Consider the following 14,557-nt stretch of genomic DNA (forward strand, 5'->3'; position numbering starts at 1 on the left):
CTACCCGGCCGTCGGCTGCCGAGGATCGTCCGTGGTACCCGCAGCCCGCTGATCCGGGTGGGCGTTGGACGGCGGGCGCGGATCTACCGGACACGTCGCGTCAGCCGCATGCACGTGACACCCAGTACCGGGACCACAGAGGTCCGGCTCCCGTATCCGCGCCTGCGCCACCGATCGAGAACAGGCCACCGATCGAGAACAGGCCGCCGATCGAGAACAGGCCGCCGATCGAGAACAGGCCACCGATCGAGAACAGGCCACCGATCGAGAACAGGCCACCGACGGCTCCAGGCCCAGCCCCTGATCGTGGGTGGCCGGGTGAGACCGCACGACCCGTGAACGGGCACCGGTCGGCCTACCCGATCGCCGAGTCCATATCGGGCTATCACCTGTTGCGGACGGACGACCGGACCGATCCTGGTCGTCACGCGCAGGCCAGCTCGGGTGAGCCCGGGCCGGCCTGCGTCACCACGGACGTCGAGGACGTCGATGTTGATTTCGGTAGGGACGTCGACGATTTCGACGACGTCGGCGACCTCGAATCCAAGCGGGTCGAACTCGGGCACGCGGCGAACCGGGAGCCCAGGTCGACCGGCAGAGGTGGTTCCGTGGCCACCCGGCCGCGGGTCGGCGGACGACTGGGCGGTCTTCTTCTCGCCGCCGGAGGCTGCGCCGCGGGAGTTGCCGCGGTGTTGCCGTGGAGCACGTTGAGCAGCGGCGACGAGACCCGCACCTTCACCGGCCTGACTGTTGGTGATGGTCGGATCACGTTGATGGTCGGTGCTGTCCTGTTGGTGATGGGTGTCGTACGCCTGGTCGGCCGCCGCACGGGTGTGGCAGCCGCAACGATCGCGGTTGTACTGGGGGCGGGGGTCGCGGCCCTCGCTGCCTTCGATCTTGCGATGGGCCCGCCGTCACTGGCCGCGATCCGCGGCCTGTCCGCAAATCAGTTCAGCGTGGTTCCCGAGCGTGGGCTCATCTTGACTCTGGCCGCCGGGTTGGTCGCCCTTGCCGGCGGTTCGTTGGTGCGGCGAGCGTGTTCGGATCGGTAGCGCTCGCGTTCCGGCGAGCCCCTGTCCCGGTGGCATCGTGGGAACGTGCGCATCGAACGGCAGGACGGTTCGTCCAAGCAGGATCCGAGCGGATGGGCGCGTCCGCCGGACAGGCCCACGGCTGATGCCGGTCCAGCGGACCAGCATGCGGACCAGCATGCCCAGTGGCGTGCGGCGATGGCCTCGACGGCCGATCCACGGTGGGCCCGACCGGCCGAGGATGGTACGTCGCCCGTTGCCGGCGCGCAGGCCACGGATCGGGTCCATATCTCCCCCGTCGCCTCCGGGCGTGCGCCGTGGTCGGCGAACGCCGTCATGGACGAGCTGACGAGCACCGGCCATCGTTATCTGTGGGGGGCGCCGCTGGTAGGCGGGGACGAGGGCGCGGTGCGGGCGGCAGGTATCCAACTCGGGTCGGCACGGGTGACGGGTGGTCTGCTGGTGGTTGCGGCCGGCGTCATGACCATCGTGGGTTCGGGCATGAGATGGGCGACCATCCGAGCTCTCGGACTTGTCGAGATCCCGCTCCGGGGAACCGACGCCGACCAGTTCGGCGGGACGACGCTGTTGCTCGGTGTCCTGTCCGTCCTGCTGGGTGGCCTGCTGGTCGGGTGGGGCCGGGCCGGCTGGGGGTGGATACTTGCCGCGGTCACCGGGTCAATGATCGTCCTGATGGTCGTGGTCGACCTGTTCCGGCTGCTGCGCGACAGCCGGTTGGCCGGCGTCATGCCGGACATCTCGGTCGAGGTGGGGCCAGGCTTGTGGATCACACTGGTGGGCGGGCTGCTCGTCGTCGCCGGCGCGGTGCTGGCACGGCTCGGCGCTCGTTGCGACAGGCCGGCGCGGATGCCCTGACCGGCCCATGTCGGTATTGCGGTCGCATCGTCCCCTGTTTGGGGGTCATGACACCGCGTGTCGCTGCGGCCAAGCTGGGTACCGGTCGCCGGATCTCGCGGTCCTGCCACGTCTACGGGGGACGTCGGTGGTTTTCCCGTATGGGTCCGGCGGTCCCGGACGGCACGCGTTCCACCCTGAAACGGGGGGCGGGGTGGGACGCGGCCGATCTGGTGGTGACGCGAACGAAACGAGGGACATGCAGGCGTGGGCGGGCGCACGGGTGCCGGCCGTGGATGCGGCGAGCCGGTCGGCGTATCGGCTATTCGGGGCTGAGGTAACCGTCTTCCACGGCTCGCCGGTACAGGTCGATCTTGGTCGTCGCGTCCCGGCCGACCTTACGATATTTCAGCCTGACCCGTTCGATGTACTGCTTGGCGGTTTCGGTGCCCACGTTCATCCGCCGGCCCACCGACTTCATCGGCATTCCCGCCGCGTAGAGGCGCAGCGCCTCCCGTTCCTGCGCGGACAGTTCCGGACGGTCGGGGGAGTCGTCGGTGAGTAGGAAAAAGGCGAGCTGGGGCGACACCCAGCCGTTTCCGGCCGCCGCTGCCCGGATTGCCGTGGCCAGGTCGTCCGCGGTGTCGGTCTTCGGTACGAAGCCGCACGCGCCCGCGCGCATCGCGGCGCGGACCGTGGACGCAGTGGCGGTCGCGCTGAACACGACCACCGCCGGCCCGGCGTCGATCAGATGCCGGATGTTGTCCGGCGCGGCGCTGCCGTTTCCGAGGTCCAGATCGAGCAGAACGACATCGGCGTGTCTGCCCGGGCCGGCAAGAAGCTCCGCCAGGCTGGACGCTTTCGCCACCAGCTTGCAGTCGGACGTCGCCGAAAGTAACCCCTCAAGCCCGTGCAGCACAATGGGATGGTCGTCCACGGCCGCAACGGAGATCACCCGAACTGCGGCGCAGAAGTCCGGGCCGCCAGGCCGGGACGGGTACACCGCTTCACCCTTTCGAACATGAGTTCCCCTCTGGTGGGACAGGCCGCTGGGACGGTCGCTGGGTCAGGACAAAGTGCTGATCATGACAGGGGCTTTAGACGCCTCCGCCGGTCGGTGGTCTGCTCCATCGCAGTTGCAGGCAGCTCCGTCCGTCCGCCAGGTCGGTCACCACGTCGAGCTGATCGTCGGGCTGATCGTCCGAGTGGCGATCCAGATCACGGTGCGCGGGGATGACCGGCGTGGCCCGTGTCGCACCCGCGGCCCGCACATCGTCCGGGGGAGCGGGGAACGACATGAACACATGCGCCTCGTCGGTACCGCCCAGCACCGTGAGCAGGACCGGACCGGTCGTCACCGCGGTCAGGAACTTCTCGACCACGCGGGCGATCGCCACGCGAGCGTCAGCCGGCACGTGGCGCAGGTCTCCGGACAACTGGGTCTCGACCTGAAGACCCCTGCGTTCCGCGGCGGCGATCACACGCTCCAGGTCCGGGGTGGTCGTCCCGCCGAGCATCCGGCGTAGCGTCGCAGCCTGGGTGGCGCAGCGTGTGCGCACGGCGGCGTCGGACGGGTCGAGCAGACCGTCGGCGATCGCCCGCAGGAGGGGCAACGCGTGGGTGGTCAGTACGTCCCACCGGCGGAAACGATCGGTCCGGACAGCTTCGGCGGAGATCTCCATCGCGCTCAGGTCGGCGTTCGTCGCGACCGTCCGGGCAGTGGTGAGGGATGCGATGACAAGGGCACGACGGACCACCACCACCGCCAGCGGTCCGACCCACAGGCCCCAGATCGCCGCCACCAGCCGTGAGAGTGCCAGCGCCGCGGGTCCGACCTCGTGCATGCTCAGCGCGGTGGCCATGACCGTCACCGCGGCGGCGCCCAGAAACGCCTCGTGCGCCGGGCGGTTCACCGCAATGATGATCAGTAGCCAGCCTGTGCCGAGCAGCGCCCAGTTGGCGAATCCGACCACGTTGTATCCACGGCAGGCCAGACCGACGAGCAGCTCGGCGAGCACGGCCGCGGACACCAGGCCCAGGCACTCCCGGCCGCGCAACCGCCGCCGGATCGAGACGGGGAGGGCAGCGGCGGCGACACCTGCCAGGGCAACCCACACCCCGACGGACACCAGTGGCCAGCGGTATCTGTCAGTCATGGTCACCGCGGGCAGGACCATCGCCACGTGCCAGCAGACGGCGAACGTGGCAACACCGAGGGTCACACCCGTCGCGTAGCCGGTGCGGAGCAGCCGGCCGCCCTCGCGGGCGAGCGACGCCCGCCCGGACGACCCGGATACCTCCGGGTCGTCCGGGTCGTCCTCCAGGGACGGTCCCCGAGCCAGGAAGGTCTCCAGAACTGACAGGTCGCCGGCGCAGCGCCGGCGAACATCGTCGCCGTGGTCGGAGTCGCCGCGGATCATGCCGTTCATCGCGATCCCGGTGAGGGTGTTGACGACCGTGTCGTGGACGAGGCGCTCCTGCTCCCGACGGTCCCGGACCCGGGCGCGGGCGATCAGGGCGACGCGGTACTGGCGTACCGACGCGACCAGCCGGATGTCCGCGTCCACGGCTCGACCATGACACGTCCGGACAGCCACCGCCCATGCCGTCGTGACCACGGCGAGCAGCACCACGGAGCGCACCGGCACCCCCGGAGCCGGGCCGGACGGCCCGACCAGGGCCGCTCCGGCCCAGTACGCCGCCGCGACACTGCCGACAGCCGGCACCGCGGTCCGTACCGGCAGGCACCATGCCGACGTCACCGTGATCCCACCGAGAGTGATGAAGACCCAGTTGGCGCCGTCGCCGACCGTCGAGGGCGGGACGAGCAGCCCGCCGCAGCAGCCAAGTGGTCCGGCGAGTGCGAGTTCGAGCGTGCTCAGGCGTGGATCCAGACCGTGCCGGGCGATGACGGCGGCGGCGAGCACGGCCCATCCGGTCGAGGTGAGCGGGCCGGCGATCGTCCACGGGTGGGCACAGAACCATGGCCACCAGATCACGAGCTGCGCAAGGCCCAGGGCACCCGTCAGGACGCGGAAGAGTACGGCCGCGCGTGCCATCACCGCGTCGTGTGAGGCCACTGCTGATGTGATCGCGGGGTTCCTTCGGATGCCGGCGGCGCGAGTGGAAGTCATGAGCGCGCCTCCCTTGGCCGGGGACCCGGGCGCTCTTATTTCAGCAGATCGAAACCCTGGTGACTTTCCGTTTCCATAACGGGTGGTGGGTGTGGGTCATCCTGGTCGGGTGTGGCTACCCAGAGCGTCGGCGAGAGCGTCGATCTCGCTGACGTCGGTGTACACGTGTGGGCTTGCGCGCAGCAGCGGTCCGGTCATGTCCCGCGGCGCGCGGCTGGTCGGGAAGGCGCTGGTCAGGATGCCGGCGTCGGTGAACAGACGGTCGCGGACGGCATGCGGGTCCACCCCGTCCGGCGGGACCAGGGTGACGATCCCGGTGGCCTCCTCCAGAGGTTCGCGCACCTGCCAGCCGGCCACCCCGTCGAGACGTCGGCGTGCCAACCTCCCGAGAGCCGCGATCCGCGTCGTCACCGCCTCCGGTCCGGCGTCGAGAAGTTCACCGACGGCGACGGCGAGGCCGATCCGGGCTGCTGCGGCCGACTCCCCGATCCCCATCCGGGCGATCCCGCCGAGTGGGACCGGCAGCCCGTGCCCGTCCCAGGTCGCGGTGTACAGGTTCGGAGACGACGGGATCAGCCGCTCGACGATCCGTGGCTCGACGGCGAGGATGCCCACCCCGCGCGGTCCGCACAGCCACTTGCGGGACGTCCCCACGTAGGCCGCCGCCCCCAACCCGGTCGTCAGGACCTGCCCCAGGGACTGCGCGACATCGAGCACGACCGGGACGCCGGCCGCGGCGGCCCGGGCGGCGACCTCGGCGGCCGGCTGGATGATCCCCCGCTGGGACGCAATGTGGGGGAAGGTCACCAGGTCGAGGTTCAGGCCGGTGACGCCGACGCGGTCCAGGGCGTCGAGGTCGATGTGCCCGTCGCCGTCCACCGGCAGGTCCACCAGCTCGATGCCGTCACGGGCCGCGCGGGCGGCCAGCGCCATCGCGTTGGAACCGAACTCGCTGCGGACCACACCGATCCGTCCACCCGAGGGCAGGGGCCAGGCTTCGACGAGCGCGGCGAACGCGGTGGACGCCGAGTGGTGGAAGGTCACGTCGTCCGCGGTCAGACCTGGGCCGAGCAGCCGCGCGAGGTCCGTGCGGGCCCGTGCCAGCGGCTCGCTGTGGCGGATCTCGGCGACGTACCCGCCGACCCGGCTTTCGGCGGCGAGGTACTCGCGGCAGGCGTCGACGGTGGCCCGGCTGGCCAGCGCGCACCCGGCGGCGTCAAGGTGGATGACCCCGCCCGGTTCGCGGGCGGTGCGCCAGCGACCGGCCAGCTCCGGTTGCGGCGGGTCTGTCATCGGAGACACGACGGTGAGCCTCGCATCCCGCCGTCGGTTCGTGTCGGGGTTCGCCGAACTGCCACACTGCGGGGATGGCGCAGCGGCTGGCGGTGGTCGGGGTCGGCGCGGTCGGCGGGTTCTTCGCCGCGAGAGCGGCAGCCGGCGGAACCGACGTGCGGCTGTGTGTGCGCCGGCCGTTCGACGAACTCGTCGTCCGCAGCCCGGACGGGGTGTACCGGGCCGAGTTGCCCGTTCTGACAGACCCCGAGCAGGCCGAACCCGTCGACTGGGTACTGCTGGCGACCAAGACCCAGCAGACACCTACGGCCATGCCCTGGCTGCGCCGCCTGGTCGGCCCGCGGACCGTTGTCGTCGTCGCCCAGAACGGTGTTCGCCATGCCGAGCGGGTCGCGGACGCGGTGTCCGCCGACCGGGTGGTCCCCGCGGTCGTCTACGTCAACGCCGAACCGGTCGCGCCCGGGGTCGTCGAGCACCGCAACTACGGGTTCATGCAGGTTCCGGCGGGCGTTCTGGCCGACCGGCTGGCGGTCGTCCTACCCGGCGGGGGGCTGGTCCGGTCGGTGGACGACTTCGCCGTCGCCGCGTGGACGAAACTGACCGCGAACACCGCGGCGAACTCGCTGACCGCCCTGACCGGCCGCCGGCTGGAGGTGCTGCGTCGTGACGACATCGGCCGGCTCGCGGTGGCGATGATGCGTGAAACGGTCGCCGTCGCCCACGCCGCCGGTGCCGCCGTCCCTGACGATCTACCCGAGTCCACCATCGACCGGCTGCGCGATCAGCCCGGTGATGCGGGGACGTCGATGCTCTACGACCGGCTGGCGGGCCGACCTCTGGAACACGAGGCGTTGATCGGCGCGGTGGTGCGCATCGGTGCGCAGTACGCAGTACCCACTCCGGTGTCCGCGCACATTCTCCCGATGCTTGCGGCGATCAGCGATGCGGCGATCAGCGATGCGGCGGCTGGTCCGTAGGCCGCGGGCGGGTCCCTGGCCCCGGCCTACGGAAACCTCCGGCCCGGCCGGTGTGAGACCTGACCGCGACGCCGTCCCGAGCGCCGATGACGTTACGCGGCCGGCTCGGGGACGACCTTGCTGACGATGTGCTCGGCGATGGCCAGGGACGCGGTCGCGCCCGGTGACGGGGCGTTGCGGACATGCACGATCCTGCCGTTGATCGACAGGACGAAGTCGTCCACCAGGCTGCCGTCGCGCGTGACCGCCTGGGCGCGCACGCCGGCCGGGCCCCGGACGACGTCGGCGGCCTCTAACTGCGGGACGTAGCGCCGGGCCTCGGCGATGAACGCCCGTCGACTCGCCGTCCGCAGGATCTCGCGGGCCCCGGTCTTCCAGTGCGTGCGGGCCATCTTGTGGAAACCCGGCCAGGCAAGGGTCCGGCGCAGCTCCGATCCCTGGACGGTCGACAGGGTGTACCCCTCGCGGGCGGTCGCGAGAACCGCGTTCGGACCGACCAGCACCTCGCCGTCGACCCGCCTGGTCAGATGGATGCCGAGGAACGGGTAGCGCGGGTCCGGTACCGGGTAGATCAGCCCGTGGACGAGGCCCCGCCGTTCAGGACGCAGCAGCCAGTAGTCGCCACGGAACGGGACGATCTGCGGCGAGGGATCCTCGCCGGTGAGCGCCGCGACCTGGTCGGACTGCAGGCCCGCGCATGCGATGAGCAGATCGAACGGCCCGACCGTCTCGAACACCTCCGCGACCGTGCCGCCCGCCCTGGACGCGGTCGCATGGTTGCCGTTGGGAGTCACCCGGGCCGTCCCCCGGACGCGCAGGCCCAGGTGAACGCCGTCGCCGCGGTCGTCCACGGCCGTGACCTCGGCGCCGGTGCGGACCGATCCGCCGGCGTCCCGCACGTCTTCGCGCAGCGCCCGCGCCACCGCCGGGTAGTCGACGATCGCGGTGGTGGGGGAGTGCAGCGCCGCCACCCCGCGGGCGTGCGGTTCGTAGCGGCGCAGGCCGACGGCGTCCAGCATGCTCGTGCCCGGGACGCCGTTGGCCTGGGCCCGGCTCTCGATGTCGGCGAGCCGGTCCAGCTCGCTGTCGTCCACCGCTATGACGATCTTGCCGCATTCCTCGTAGCGAACGTGGTGGGCGGCGCAGTACTCCTTCAGCAGCCCCACACCGCGCCGGCACAGGGTGGCCTTCAACGAGTCGGGCTTGTAGTAGAGCCCGGCGTGGACGACGCCGCTGTTACGCCCGGTCTGGTGGCGGGCGACGTCCTGCTCCTTTTCGAAGACCGTCACGGTGGCGTCCGGATCCACCTGCCCGATCCGCCGGGCCACCGCCAGCCCCAGGATGCCGCCGCCGATCACCGCGACCCGACCTGCCACGTGTCACCCGCTCCTTATGCCCACCGGTGGATATGGCTCGTCCGTGGCTGTTCTGCCACGGTCGTTGCGTTCCGTACCCAGTATCGGTGGGCGTCCATGCCGGCGGGCGACCGGACAGGCACTAACCGAAGAAGTGGCCGGGGGGATAGGCGCGGTCGGTGCGGGAGCGCGGCATGCCGCGCAGGGCGTCCGTCAGCGTCCGGGCTGTGTTGACCAGCGGCACGTGACTGAACGCCTGCGGGAAGTTGCCGACCATTCGCCCGAGGTGTGGGTCGTACTCCTCGGACAGCAGCCCCACGTCGTTGCGCAGCGACAGCAGCCGTTCGAACAGCTCCTGCGCCTCGCGGACCCGCCCGGACAGGGCGTAGTTGTCGGCGAGCCAGAAGGTGCAGGCAAGGAAGGCGCCCTCCCCGGCGGGCAGGCCGTCCACGGCGCCGTCCTCGGCGGTCGGGTAACGCAGTACGAACCCGTCCTGCATGAGCTCGCGTTCGATGGCCGCCACCGTGCCGACCGCTCGCGGATCCGTCGCGGGCAGGAAGCCGACCAGCGGCATGTACAGCAGGGCCGCGTCGAGTTCCTTCGAGCCGTAGAACTGGGTGAAGGTGCCTCGTTCGGTGTCGAAGCCTCGGGCGCAGACCTCGTTGTGGATCTCTGTTCGCAGCGCCGTCCAGCGGTCCAGCGGGCCCGGCAGCCCCGACTGGGTGATGCCTCGCACGGCCCGGTCCGCAGCCACCCAGGCCATCACCTTGGAGTGGACGAAGTGCCGCCGTGGCCCGCGGACCTCCCAGATGCCCTCGTCGGGCTTGCGCCACCCGGTCTCCAGGAAGTCCATCAGCTTGGTCTGCAGCGCCCAGGAGTCGTCGTGGCCGTCCACCTCGGTGGCCATCCGGGCGACGTGCAGCGCGTCGAGCACCTCGCCGTACACGTCGAGCTGGAACTGTTCGACAGCGCCGTTGCCGACCCGGACGGGAGCGGAGCCCTCGTAACCGGGCAGCCATGGCACCTCGTACTCGGTGAGGCGGCGCTCGCCGGCGACCCCGTACATGATCTGAACCCGGGATGGGTCACCGGCGACCGCGCGCAGCAGCCATTCCCGCCAGGCCGTGGCCTCGCTGGTGAACCCGGCGTCGAGCAGGGCGAGCAGGGTGATGGTGGCGTCACGCAGCCAGCAGTAGCGGTAGTCCCAGTTGCGGACTCCGCCGATCCACTCGGGCAGGGATGTGGTGACCGCCGCGACGATGCCGCCGGTCGGCGCGTAGGTCAGCGCCTTGAGGGTGATCAGGGAACGCCGCACGGCGTCCTGCCACTGCCCGTCGTAGGTGCAGCCGGCCATCCACTCCGCCCACCACGACTCGGTCAGGTCGATCGCCCGGCGGACGTCGATCTCGGCCGGCGCCGGGCGGTGCGACGGGCACCAGGTCAGGGAGAACGGTACGGACTGGCCGACGGAGACCGCGAACTCGGCGTAGGTGGCCATGTCGTGGCCTTCCATCGGAGCGGTCGTGCGCAGGGTCACCGCGTCGGGTCCCGCGACCGCGACCATGGTGTGGTCGTCGAAGCGCCGTACCCACGGGACGATCGACCCGTAGTCGAAGCGGATCCGGGTCTCGCTGCGCATCCGCACGGTGCCCTCGATGCCTTCGACGAGTCGCAGCACGAGGTGTTCACCGGACCGCGGGTACATGGCGTCGACGATCCGCACGGTGCCGCTCGCCGTGGTCATGTCCGTCTCGAGGACGAGGGTGTCACCGCGGTAGCGGCGGCTGACCGAAAGAACCGGATCGACCGGCGCGATCTTCCAGTGGCCGGAATCGTTGTCGCCGAGCAGCGCGGCGAAGCAGGCGGTCGAGTCGAACCGGGGAAGGCACAACCAGTCGATGGAACCGTCCCTGGAGACCAGCGCGGCCGAATGAGTGTCACCGATCAGCGCGTAGTCCTCGATGCGGGAAGGCACGGTCTCTCCTTGGACGGTCAGGTCTGGGATGGATGCTCAAGATTGTGACGGACGCTCGAGATTGTGACGAAGGTCGCTCGCGTCCGCACGGACGAGACCGCATACCTTACGGGGTCCTCCGGCGGGCTACGTTGGGGACACCCCGCCCCGCAGTGGTCCGGGGAGAGCCCGGCGTCATACCTGCCCGGACAGACCGCAACCACGTTCTAAGGAAGGTCCGTGACCTCGCAGGACGTCCCCCACCAGGCGCCACGGGCGGGTACCCGACGGCCGGTCGGGCCGGCCGTGGCACGACTGCGCCGGACTTTGACGGACCGACATAACAGGCGTTGGGTCATACTGGGTGCTCTTGTGTTCGTCGGCCTGTCCGCCTTCGGTGTCTACGCCACGGTCGCCGGGCCGCCACCGCGTGTCGAGGCGGTGGTCTACTTCACGCCGGCCGCCACCGATGCCCAGAAGGATGCCGTCCGTGCCGCGTGCCCGACCGCCGGCCGGGCTGTTCAGGAGCCGCCCGACCACAACAGGCTCGAGTCCAGTCGCGTCTATCCGTTGCGTTACGACTTCACGGACGCGTCCACGGTGGACAGGGCCGAGGTCTTCCGGTGTGTGCACGCACAACCGAACGTGATCGGGATCAGTGTGTCCACCCAGGGCCAGTGATTCACCGGTCTGATCGCTGATCCCGGACAACCCCGGCTGGACGGGTGCCGTCCGCTGCGAGGTCGAGCAGTTCGGCAGGGGTCGGCCGGCCGGCGTCGCGGGCCTGCTTGGCCTGCCACAGGCTGAACAGGATCGTGGCGAGGATCACCAGGCCGCCGAGGATCAGACTTCCGCCCGTCCACGGCGAGGAGAACGGCAACGTGTCCACGATGATCCAGGCGACGCCCATCGCGATCATGCCGAGTCCGAACATGATCGTAAATGCGGACGACCACACGCCCGCGGCCGCCTGGTCGGCAAGGTCGGCGGCCTTCTGTCGCGCCTGTTCGAACTGTCGGCGGGCCCAGGCGTACTCCAGGCTCAGGATGAAAAAGCCCAGTGCGATGACGAGAAAGCCGGGTCCGGGCAGGGCGAGCAGCGCGACGCCGACGCCGAGCACGGCCATCCCGACCGTGGTCACCATGATCCGTCGGACGAGGCGGGCACCTCTGTTCAGCAACGTGGTACCGCCTCCTTCTGGAACCACCCCGTTCGCCGGTCACCGCGGAGTCCATACGGTCGGTTCAGTCCATCCAGTGTCGCTGACGGGAAGGGCCTGAAGTGAACGTCGAGGGGACCGTGCCGCCCGGCATCGGGCTGCGCCACGATTTCCAGACCCGTGCTGGCCGAGCTGCTGGGCGCTCCGCACATCGTCGAGCGGCTGGCCGACCTCGGTAGGGCGTTCGCGGGCATCGTCGGCGACCAGATCAGGATTGCTCCCGGTTCGCCGTACGACGGCCCCCATGCGGCGGATGCCGTTGCCGCCTGACCGCCGTGGCCTACGCGGGTGGCTCGGGCCACCCGAACCGGCGGTTCTCCAGCACCGGGACCTTCTGGCGCATCGCCGCGACCTCGTCGATATCCAGGTCCGCTATGATCATGCCGGGTTCGGCGCCGAGCTGCTCACGGATCGAGCCGTCGGGACCGACGACGGCGCTGTAGCCGATGCCGGTGGGAGCGGTCGCGGACACCTCGACGCCGACCGAGATCGGGTCGGCCTGGCCCACGGCGGCGAGCCAGAGGGTGGCGTCGAGTGCCCGAGCGCGGATCAGCAGGTCCCATTGCGCACGCTTACCCGGCCCTGCGCCCCACGACGCCGCAAGCAGACAGACCAGCGCACCGGCGTCGGCGTGGGCCCGGAACAGTTCGGGGAAGCGCACGTCGTAGCAGGTGGCGAGGCCGATCCGTACCCCGTCGACGTCCACGGTCACCACCTCGGATCCGGGGGCGACCGTGCGGGATTCGGTGAAGCCGAACGCGTCGTACAGATGGATCTTGTCGTAGCTCGTGTCGACTCCGGGCCCGGTGACCAGCAGCGTGTTCGTGACGCGCCCGTCGGGCGCGGGCGTGAACATCCCGACGACGACCACGATGCCCGCATCCGCCGCGATCCGGCGTACCTCGCGGGCCCAGGGTCCGTCCAACGGCTCGGCGATCGGTTGCAGCCGCACCCCGAAGCGGGCCATCGCCCCCTCGGGGAAGACCACGATCCGTGCGTCCCGCTCGGCCGCGTGGAGCGCCTGCCCACGGATGATGTCGAGGTTCGCCTTCGGGTCGACGTCGGCGACGATCTGGCTGAGCGCGATGCGCACGGGACTGCCACCTCCGGTTCCAGGACCTTCAGTAGTACTTTTGGTGGTATTTTTGGTGGATCGATGATCGGCGGGGTCCTGCCCGCCTCGACCGCGGCCGGCCTGCCCACCGTCGTCACCCTGCGGGTGTTCGGCCGCCGAGGCAAGAGGCAAGGGGAGACCGACAGTTTCCGCGGGGTGAGTTTGTCGGTGCGGCGGCTCGCCAGTGCCTGGTGATGTTTGGCAGGATGCGGCCTGTGAGTGGACTCCTTGCAGGCAAGCGCATTCTCATCACCGGCGTCCTGACCGACGCGTCCATCGCCTTCGGGGTTGCCCGTATCGCTCAGGAGCAGGGCGCCACGGTGGTACTGAGTGGGTTCGGCCGGGGGTTGTCGCTGACCCGGCGGATCGCCAGGCGGCTGCCCGGCGAGGCTCCCGTCATCGAGCTGGACGTGACCGACGAGGAACATCTCGGCGCCCTTTCCGACCGGATACTCGAACACACCGATGGGCTGGACGGTGTGCTGCACGCGATCGGGTTCGCACCCGAGTCCGTGCTCGGCGGGAAGCCGTTCGTGGAGGCGTCCTGGCCCGAGGTCGCCACCGCGGTGCAGGTGTCGACCTGGTCGCTCGCGTCGCTGTGCCGGGCGACGCTGCCGCTGTTCGGCGAACGGGCCTCGGTCGTCGGGCTCGACTTCGACGCGACCGTGGCCTGGCCCTCCTACGACTGGATGGGGGTGGCCAAGGCCGGTCTGGAGTCCGCCACCCGCTACCTGGCCCGTGATCTCGGGCCGCGCGGGGTGCGGGTCAACCTGGTCGCCGCGGGACCGCTGCGCACCATGGCGGCCAAGAGCATCCCCGGCTTCGAGCGGTTCGAGAGTGTCTGGAGCGAGCGCGCGCCGCTCGGCTGGGACATCCAGGACACGGGCCCGGCCGCCCAGGCCTGCGTCGCGCTGCTGTCGGACTGGTTCCCCGCGACCACCGGGGAGATCATCCACGTGGACGGCGGAGTGCACGCGATCGGTACCTGAACGCCGCGTCCGAGCGCTCGGGCCCGCCGCCGCGCGGACGGGTCCGAGCGGCGGCGGTCAGCGCAAGAACGCCTGGCCGCCGTCGAGTGCGATGGTCGTGCCGGTCATGTAGCCGGCGGCGTCACTGCACAGGAACGCGACCGCGCGGCCGATGTCGGCCAGCGGGTCGCCCAGCCGGCCCAGCGGGACGGTGCTGAGGCTACGGGCGTACTCCTCGGGTTGGGCCGCCGCCCATGCCTCTGCCGCCGGGCTGGTCGACGCCGGCAGGACCGTGAGCACCCGGATGCCGTCGGAGCCCCACTCGGTGGCCGCTACCCGGCTCAGGGTCTGGGTCGCGGCCTTGACGGAGGCGTAGACACCCCGGCCGATCGGCATCGGGTTCACCGACGTCGAGCTCCCCATGTTGATCACGACGCCGCCGTTGCGCAGATGCGGGTGGGCCGCGCGCATCAGCCGGAAGGTGGCGAGCGGCCCCGACTCCCAGCATGCCTGGAGAACGTCCTCGCCGACGTCGAGGATCGAGCCGAGCGCGGTCTGCTGGGCGTTGTTCACGAGGATGTCCAGACCGCCGAGCCCGTCGACGGTCGCGGTCACGGCCCGGACGACGTCCTGCGCCCGGGTCACGTCGGCGGGCAC

At 70.6% G+C, this 14,557-nt stretch carries 15 protein-coding genes; 7 read left to right on the top strand and 8 right to left on the bottom strand.

Annotation, left to right across the window (positions count from 1 at the left end):
- The first annotated feature begins 335 nt into the window (after nucleotides 1-335).
- Nucleotides 336-1,052, top strand: coding sequence for a hypothetical protein (locus tag NBW77_RS04020; protein WP_131746383.1), 717 nt, complete (start codon nucleotides 336-338; stop codon nucleotides 1,050-1,052).
- Nucleotides 1,053-1,097: 45 nt separating this feature from the next.
- The gene (locus NBW77_RS04025; protein WP_131746384.1) at nucleotides 1,098-1,907 is read left to right on the top strand and encodes a hypothetical protein; all 810 of its coding nucleotides are present in this window, start codon (nucleotides 1,098-1,100) and stop codon (nucleotides 1,905-1,907) included.
- 301 nt (nucleotides 1,908-2,208) lie between these two features.
- On the opposite strand, the gene NBW77_RS04030 is transcribed toward NBW77_RS04025, so the two are convergent.
- The 3 genes from NBW77_RS04030 to NBW77_RS04040 form a co-directional block, all read right to left on the bottom strand.
- The gene (locus tag NBW77_RS04030; protein WP_250279293.1) at nucleotides 2,209-2,889 is read right to left on the bottom strand and encodes a response regulator; all 681 of its coding nucleotides are present in this window, start codon (nucleotides 2,887-2,889) and stop codon (nucleotides 2,209-2,211) included.
- A 94-nt stretch (nucleotides 2,890-2,983) separates the two neighbouring features.
- Nucleotides 2,984-5,020, bottom strand: a complete 2,037-nt coding sequence (locus tag NBW77_RS04035; RefSeq protein WP_250279294.1) for a hypothetical protein — start codon at nucleotides 5,018-5,020, stop codon at nucleotides 2,984-2,986.
- Between the two features lie 96 nt (nucleotides 5,021-5,116).
- On the bottom strand, nucleotides 5,117-6,313 hold the full coding sequence (locus tag NBW77_RS04040) for an aminotransferase class V-fold PLP-dependent enzyme (protein ID WP_131746387.1): 1,197 nt from the start codon (nucleotides 6,311-6,313) through the stop codon (nucleotides 5,117-5,119).
- 74 nt (nucleotides 6,314-6,387) lie between these two features.
- On the opposite strand from NBW77_RS04040, the gene NBW77_RS04045 reads away from it, so the two are divergent.
- Nucleotides 6,388-7,290: a 2-dehydropantoate 2-reductase gene (locus NBW77_RS04045; RefSeq protein ID WP_250279295.1), complete on the top strand. Its 903-nt coding sequence runs from the start codon at nucleotides 6,388-6,390 to the stop codon at nucleotides 7,288-7,290.
- Nucleotides 7,291-7,382: 92 nt separating this feature from the next.
- On the opposite strand, the gene NBW77_RS04050 is transcribed toward NBW77_RS04045, so the two are convergent.
- Together NBW77_RS04050 and NBW77_RS04055 are read right to left on the bottom strand one after the other, a co-directional pair.
- Nucleotides 7,383-8,666: an L-2-hydroxyglutarate oxidase gene (locus NBW77_RS04050; protein WP_131746388.1), complete on the bottom strand. Its 1,284-nt coding sequence runs from the start codon at nucleotides 8,664-8,666 to the stop codon at nucleotides 7,383-7,385.
- A gap of 121 nt (nucleotides 8,667-8,787) precedes the next feature.
- Entirely contained in the window at nucleotides 8,788-10,620 is a 1,833-nt protein-coding gene (locus tag NBW77_RS04055) for a glycoside hydrolase family 15 protein (RefSeq protein WP_131746389.1), read from the bottom strand.
- Nucleotides 10,621-10,839: 219 nt separating this feature from the next.
- On the opposite strand from NBW77_RS04055, the gene NBW77_RS04060 reads away from it, so the two are divergent.
- Entirely contained in the window at nucleotides 10,840-11,280 is a 441-nt protein-coding gene (locus NBW77_RS04060) for a hypothetical protein (RefSeq protein ID WP_131746390.1), read from the top strand.
- 1 nt (nucleotide 11,281) lies between these two features.
- Here the strand turns inward: NBW77_RS04060 and NBW77_RS04065 are convergent, their stop codons facing one another.
- Nucleotides 11,282-11,779 carry a PGPGW domain-containing protein gene (locus NBW77_RS04065; protein ID WP_131746391.1) on the bottom strand — a complete coding sequence of 166 codons (498 nt, stop codon included), beginning with the start codon at nucleotides 11,777-11,779 and terminating at the stop codon, nucleotides 11,282-11,284.
- Nucleotides 11,780-11,938: 159 nt separating this feature from the next.
- Between NBW77_RS04065 and NBW77_RS04070 the strand changes: the two genes are divergently transcribed.
- Nucleotides 11,939-12,088, top strand: a complete 150-nt coding sequence (locus NBW77_RS04070) for a hypothetical protein (RefSeq protein ID WP_502799431.1) — start codon at nucleotides 11,939-11,941, stop codon at nucleotides 12,086-12,088.
- 10 nt (nucleotides 12,089-12,098) lie between these two features.
- On the opposite strand, the gene NBW77_RS04075 is transcribed toward NBW77_RS04070, so the two are convergent.
- Nucleotides 12,099-12,911, bottom strand: coding sequence for a carbon-nitrogen hydrolase family protein (locus NBW77_RS04075; protein WP_131746392.1), 813 nt, complete (start codon nucleotides 12,909-12,911; stop codon nucleotides 12,099-12,101).
- Nucleotides 12,912-12,974: 63 nt separating this feature from the next.
- On the opposite strand from NBW77_RS04075, the gene NBW77_RS04080 reads away from it, so the two are divergent.
- Entirely contained in the window at nucleotides 12,975-13,127 is a 153-nt protein-coding gene (locus NBW77_RS04080) for a hypothetical protein (RefSeq protein WP_165486009.1), read from the top strand.
- 20 nt (nucleotides 13,128-13,147) lie between these two features.
- Nucleotides 13,148-13,921 (top strand): enoyl-ACP reductase FabI, encoded by a 774-nt coding sequence (fabI, locus tag NBW77_RS04085; protein WP_131746393.1) that lies wholly within the window; start codon nucleotides 13,148-13,150, stop codon nucleotides 13,919-13,921.
- Nucleotides 13,922-13,978: 57 nt separating this feature from the next.
- On the opposite strand, the gene NBW77_RS04090 is transcribed toward fabI, so the two are convergent.
- On the bottom strand, nucleotides 13,979-14,557 hold a 579-nt coding region (locus NBW77_RS04090; RefSeq protein ID WP_250279296.1), incomplete at its 5' end, for an SDR family NAD(P)-dependent oxidoreductase.

The sequence above is a fragment of the Frankia sp. Cppng1_Ct_nod genome, from assembly GCF_920656135.1.
In the GTDB taxonomy this organism is placed as follows: domain Bacteria; phylum Actinomycetota; class Actinomycetes; order Frankiales; family Frankiaceae; genus Protofrankia; species Protofrankia meridionalis.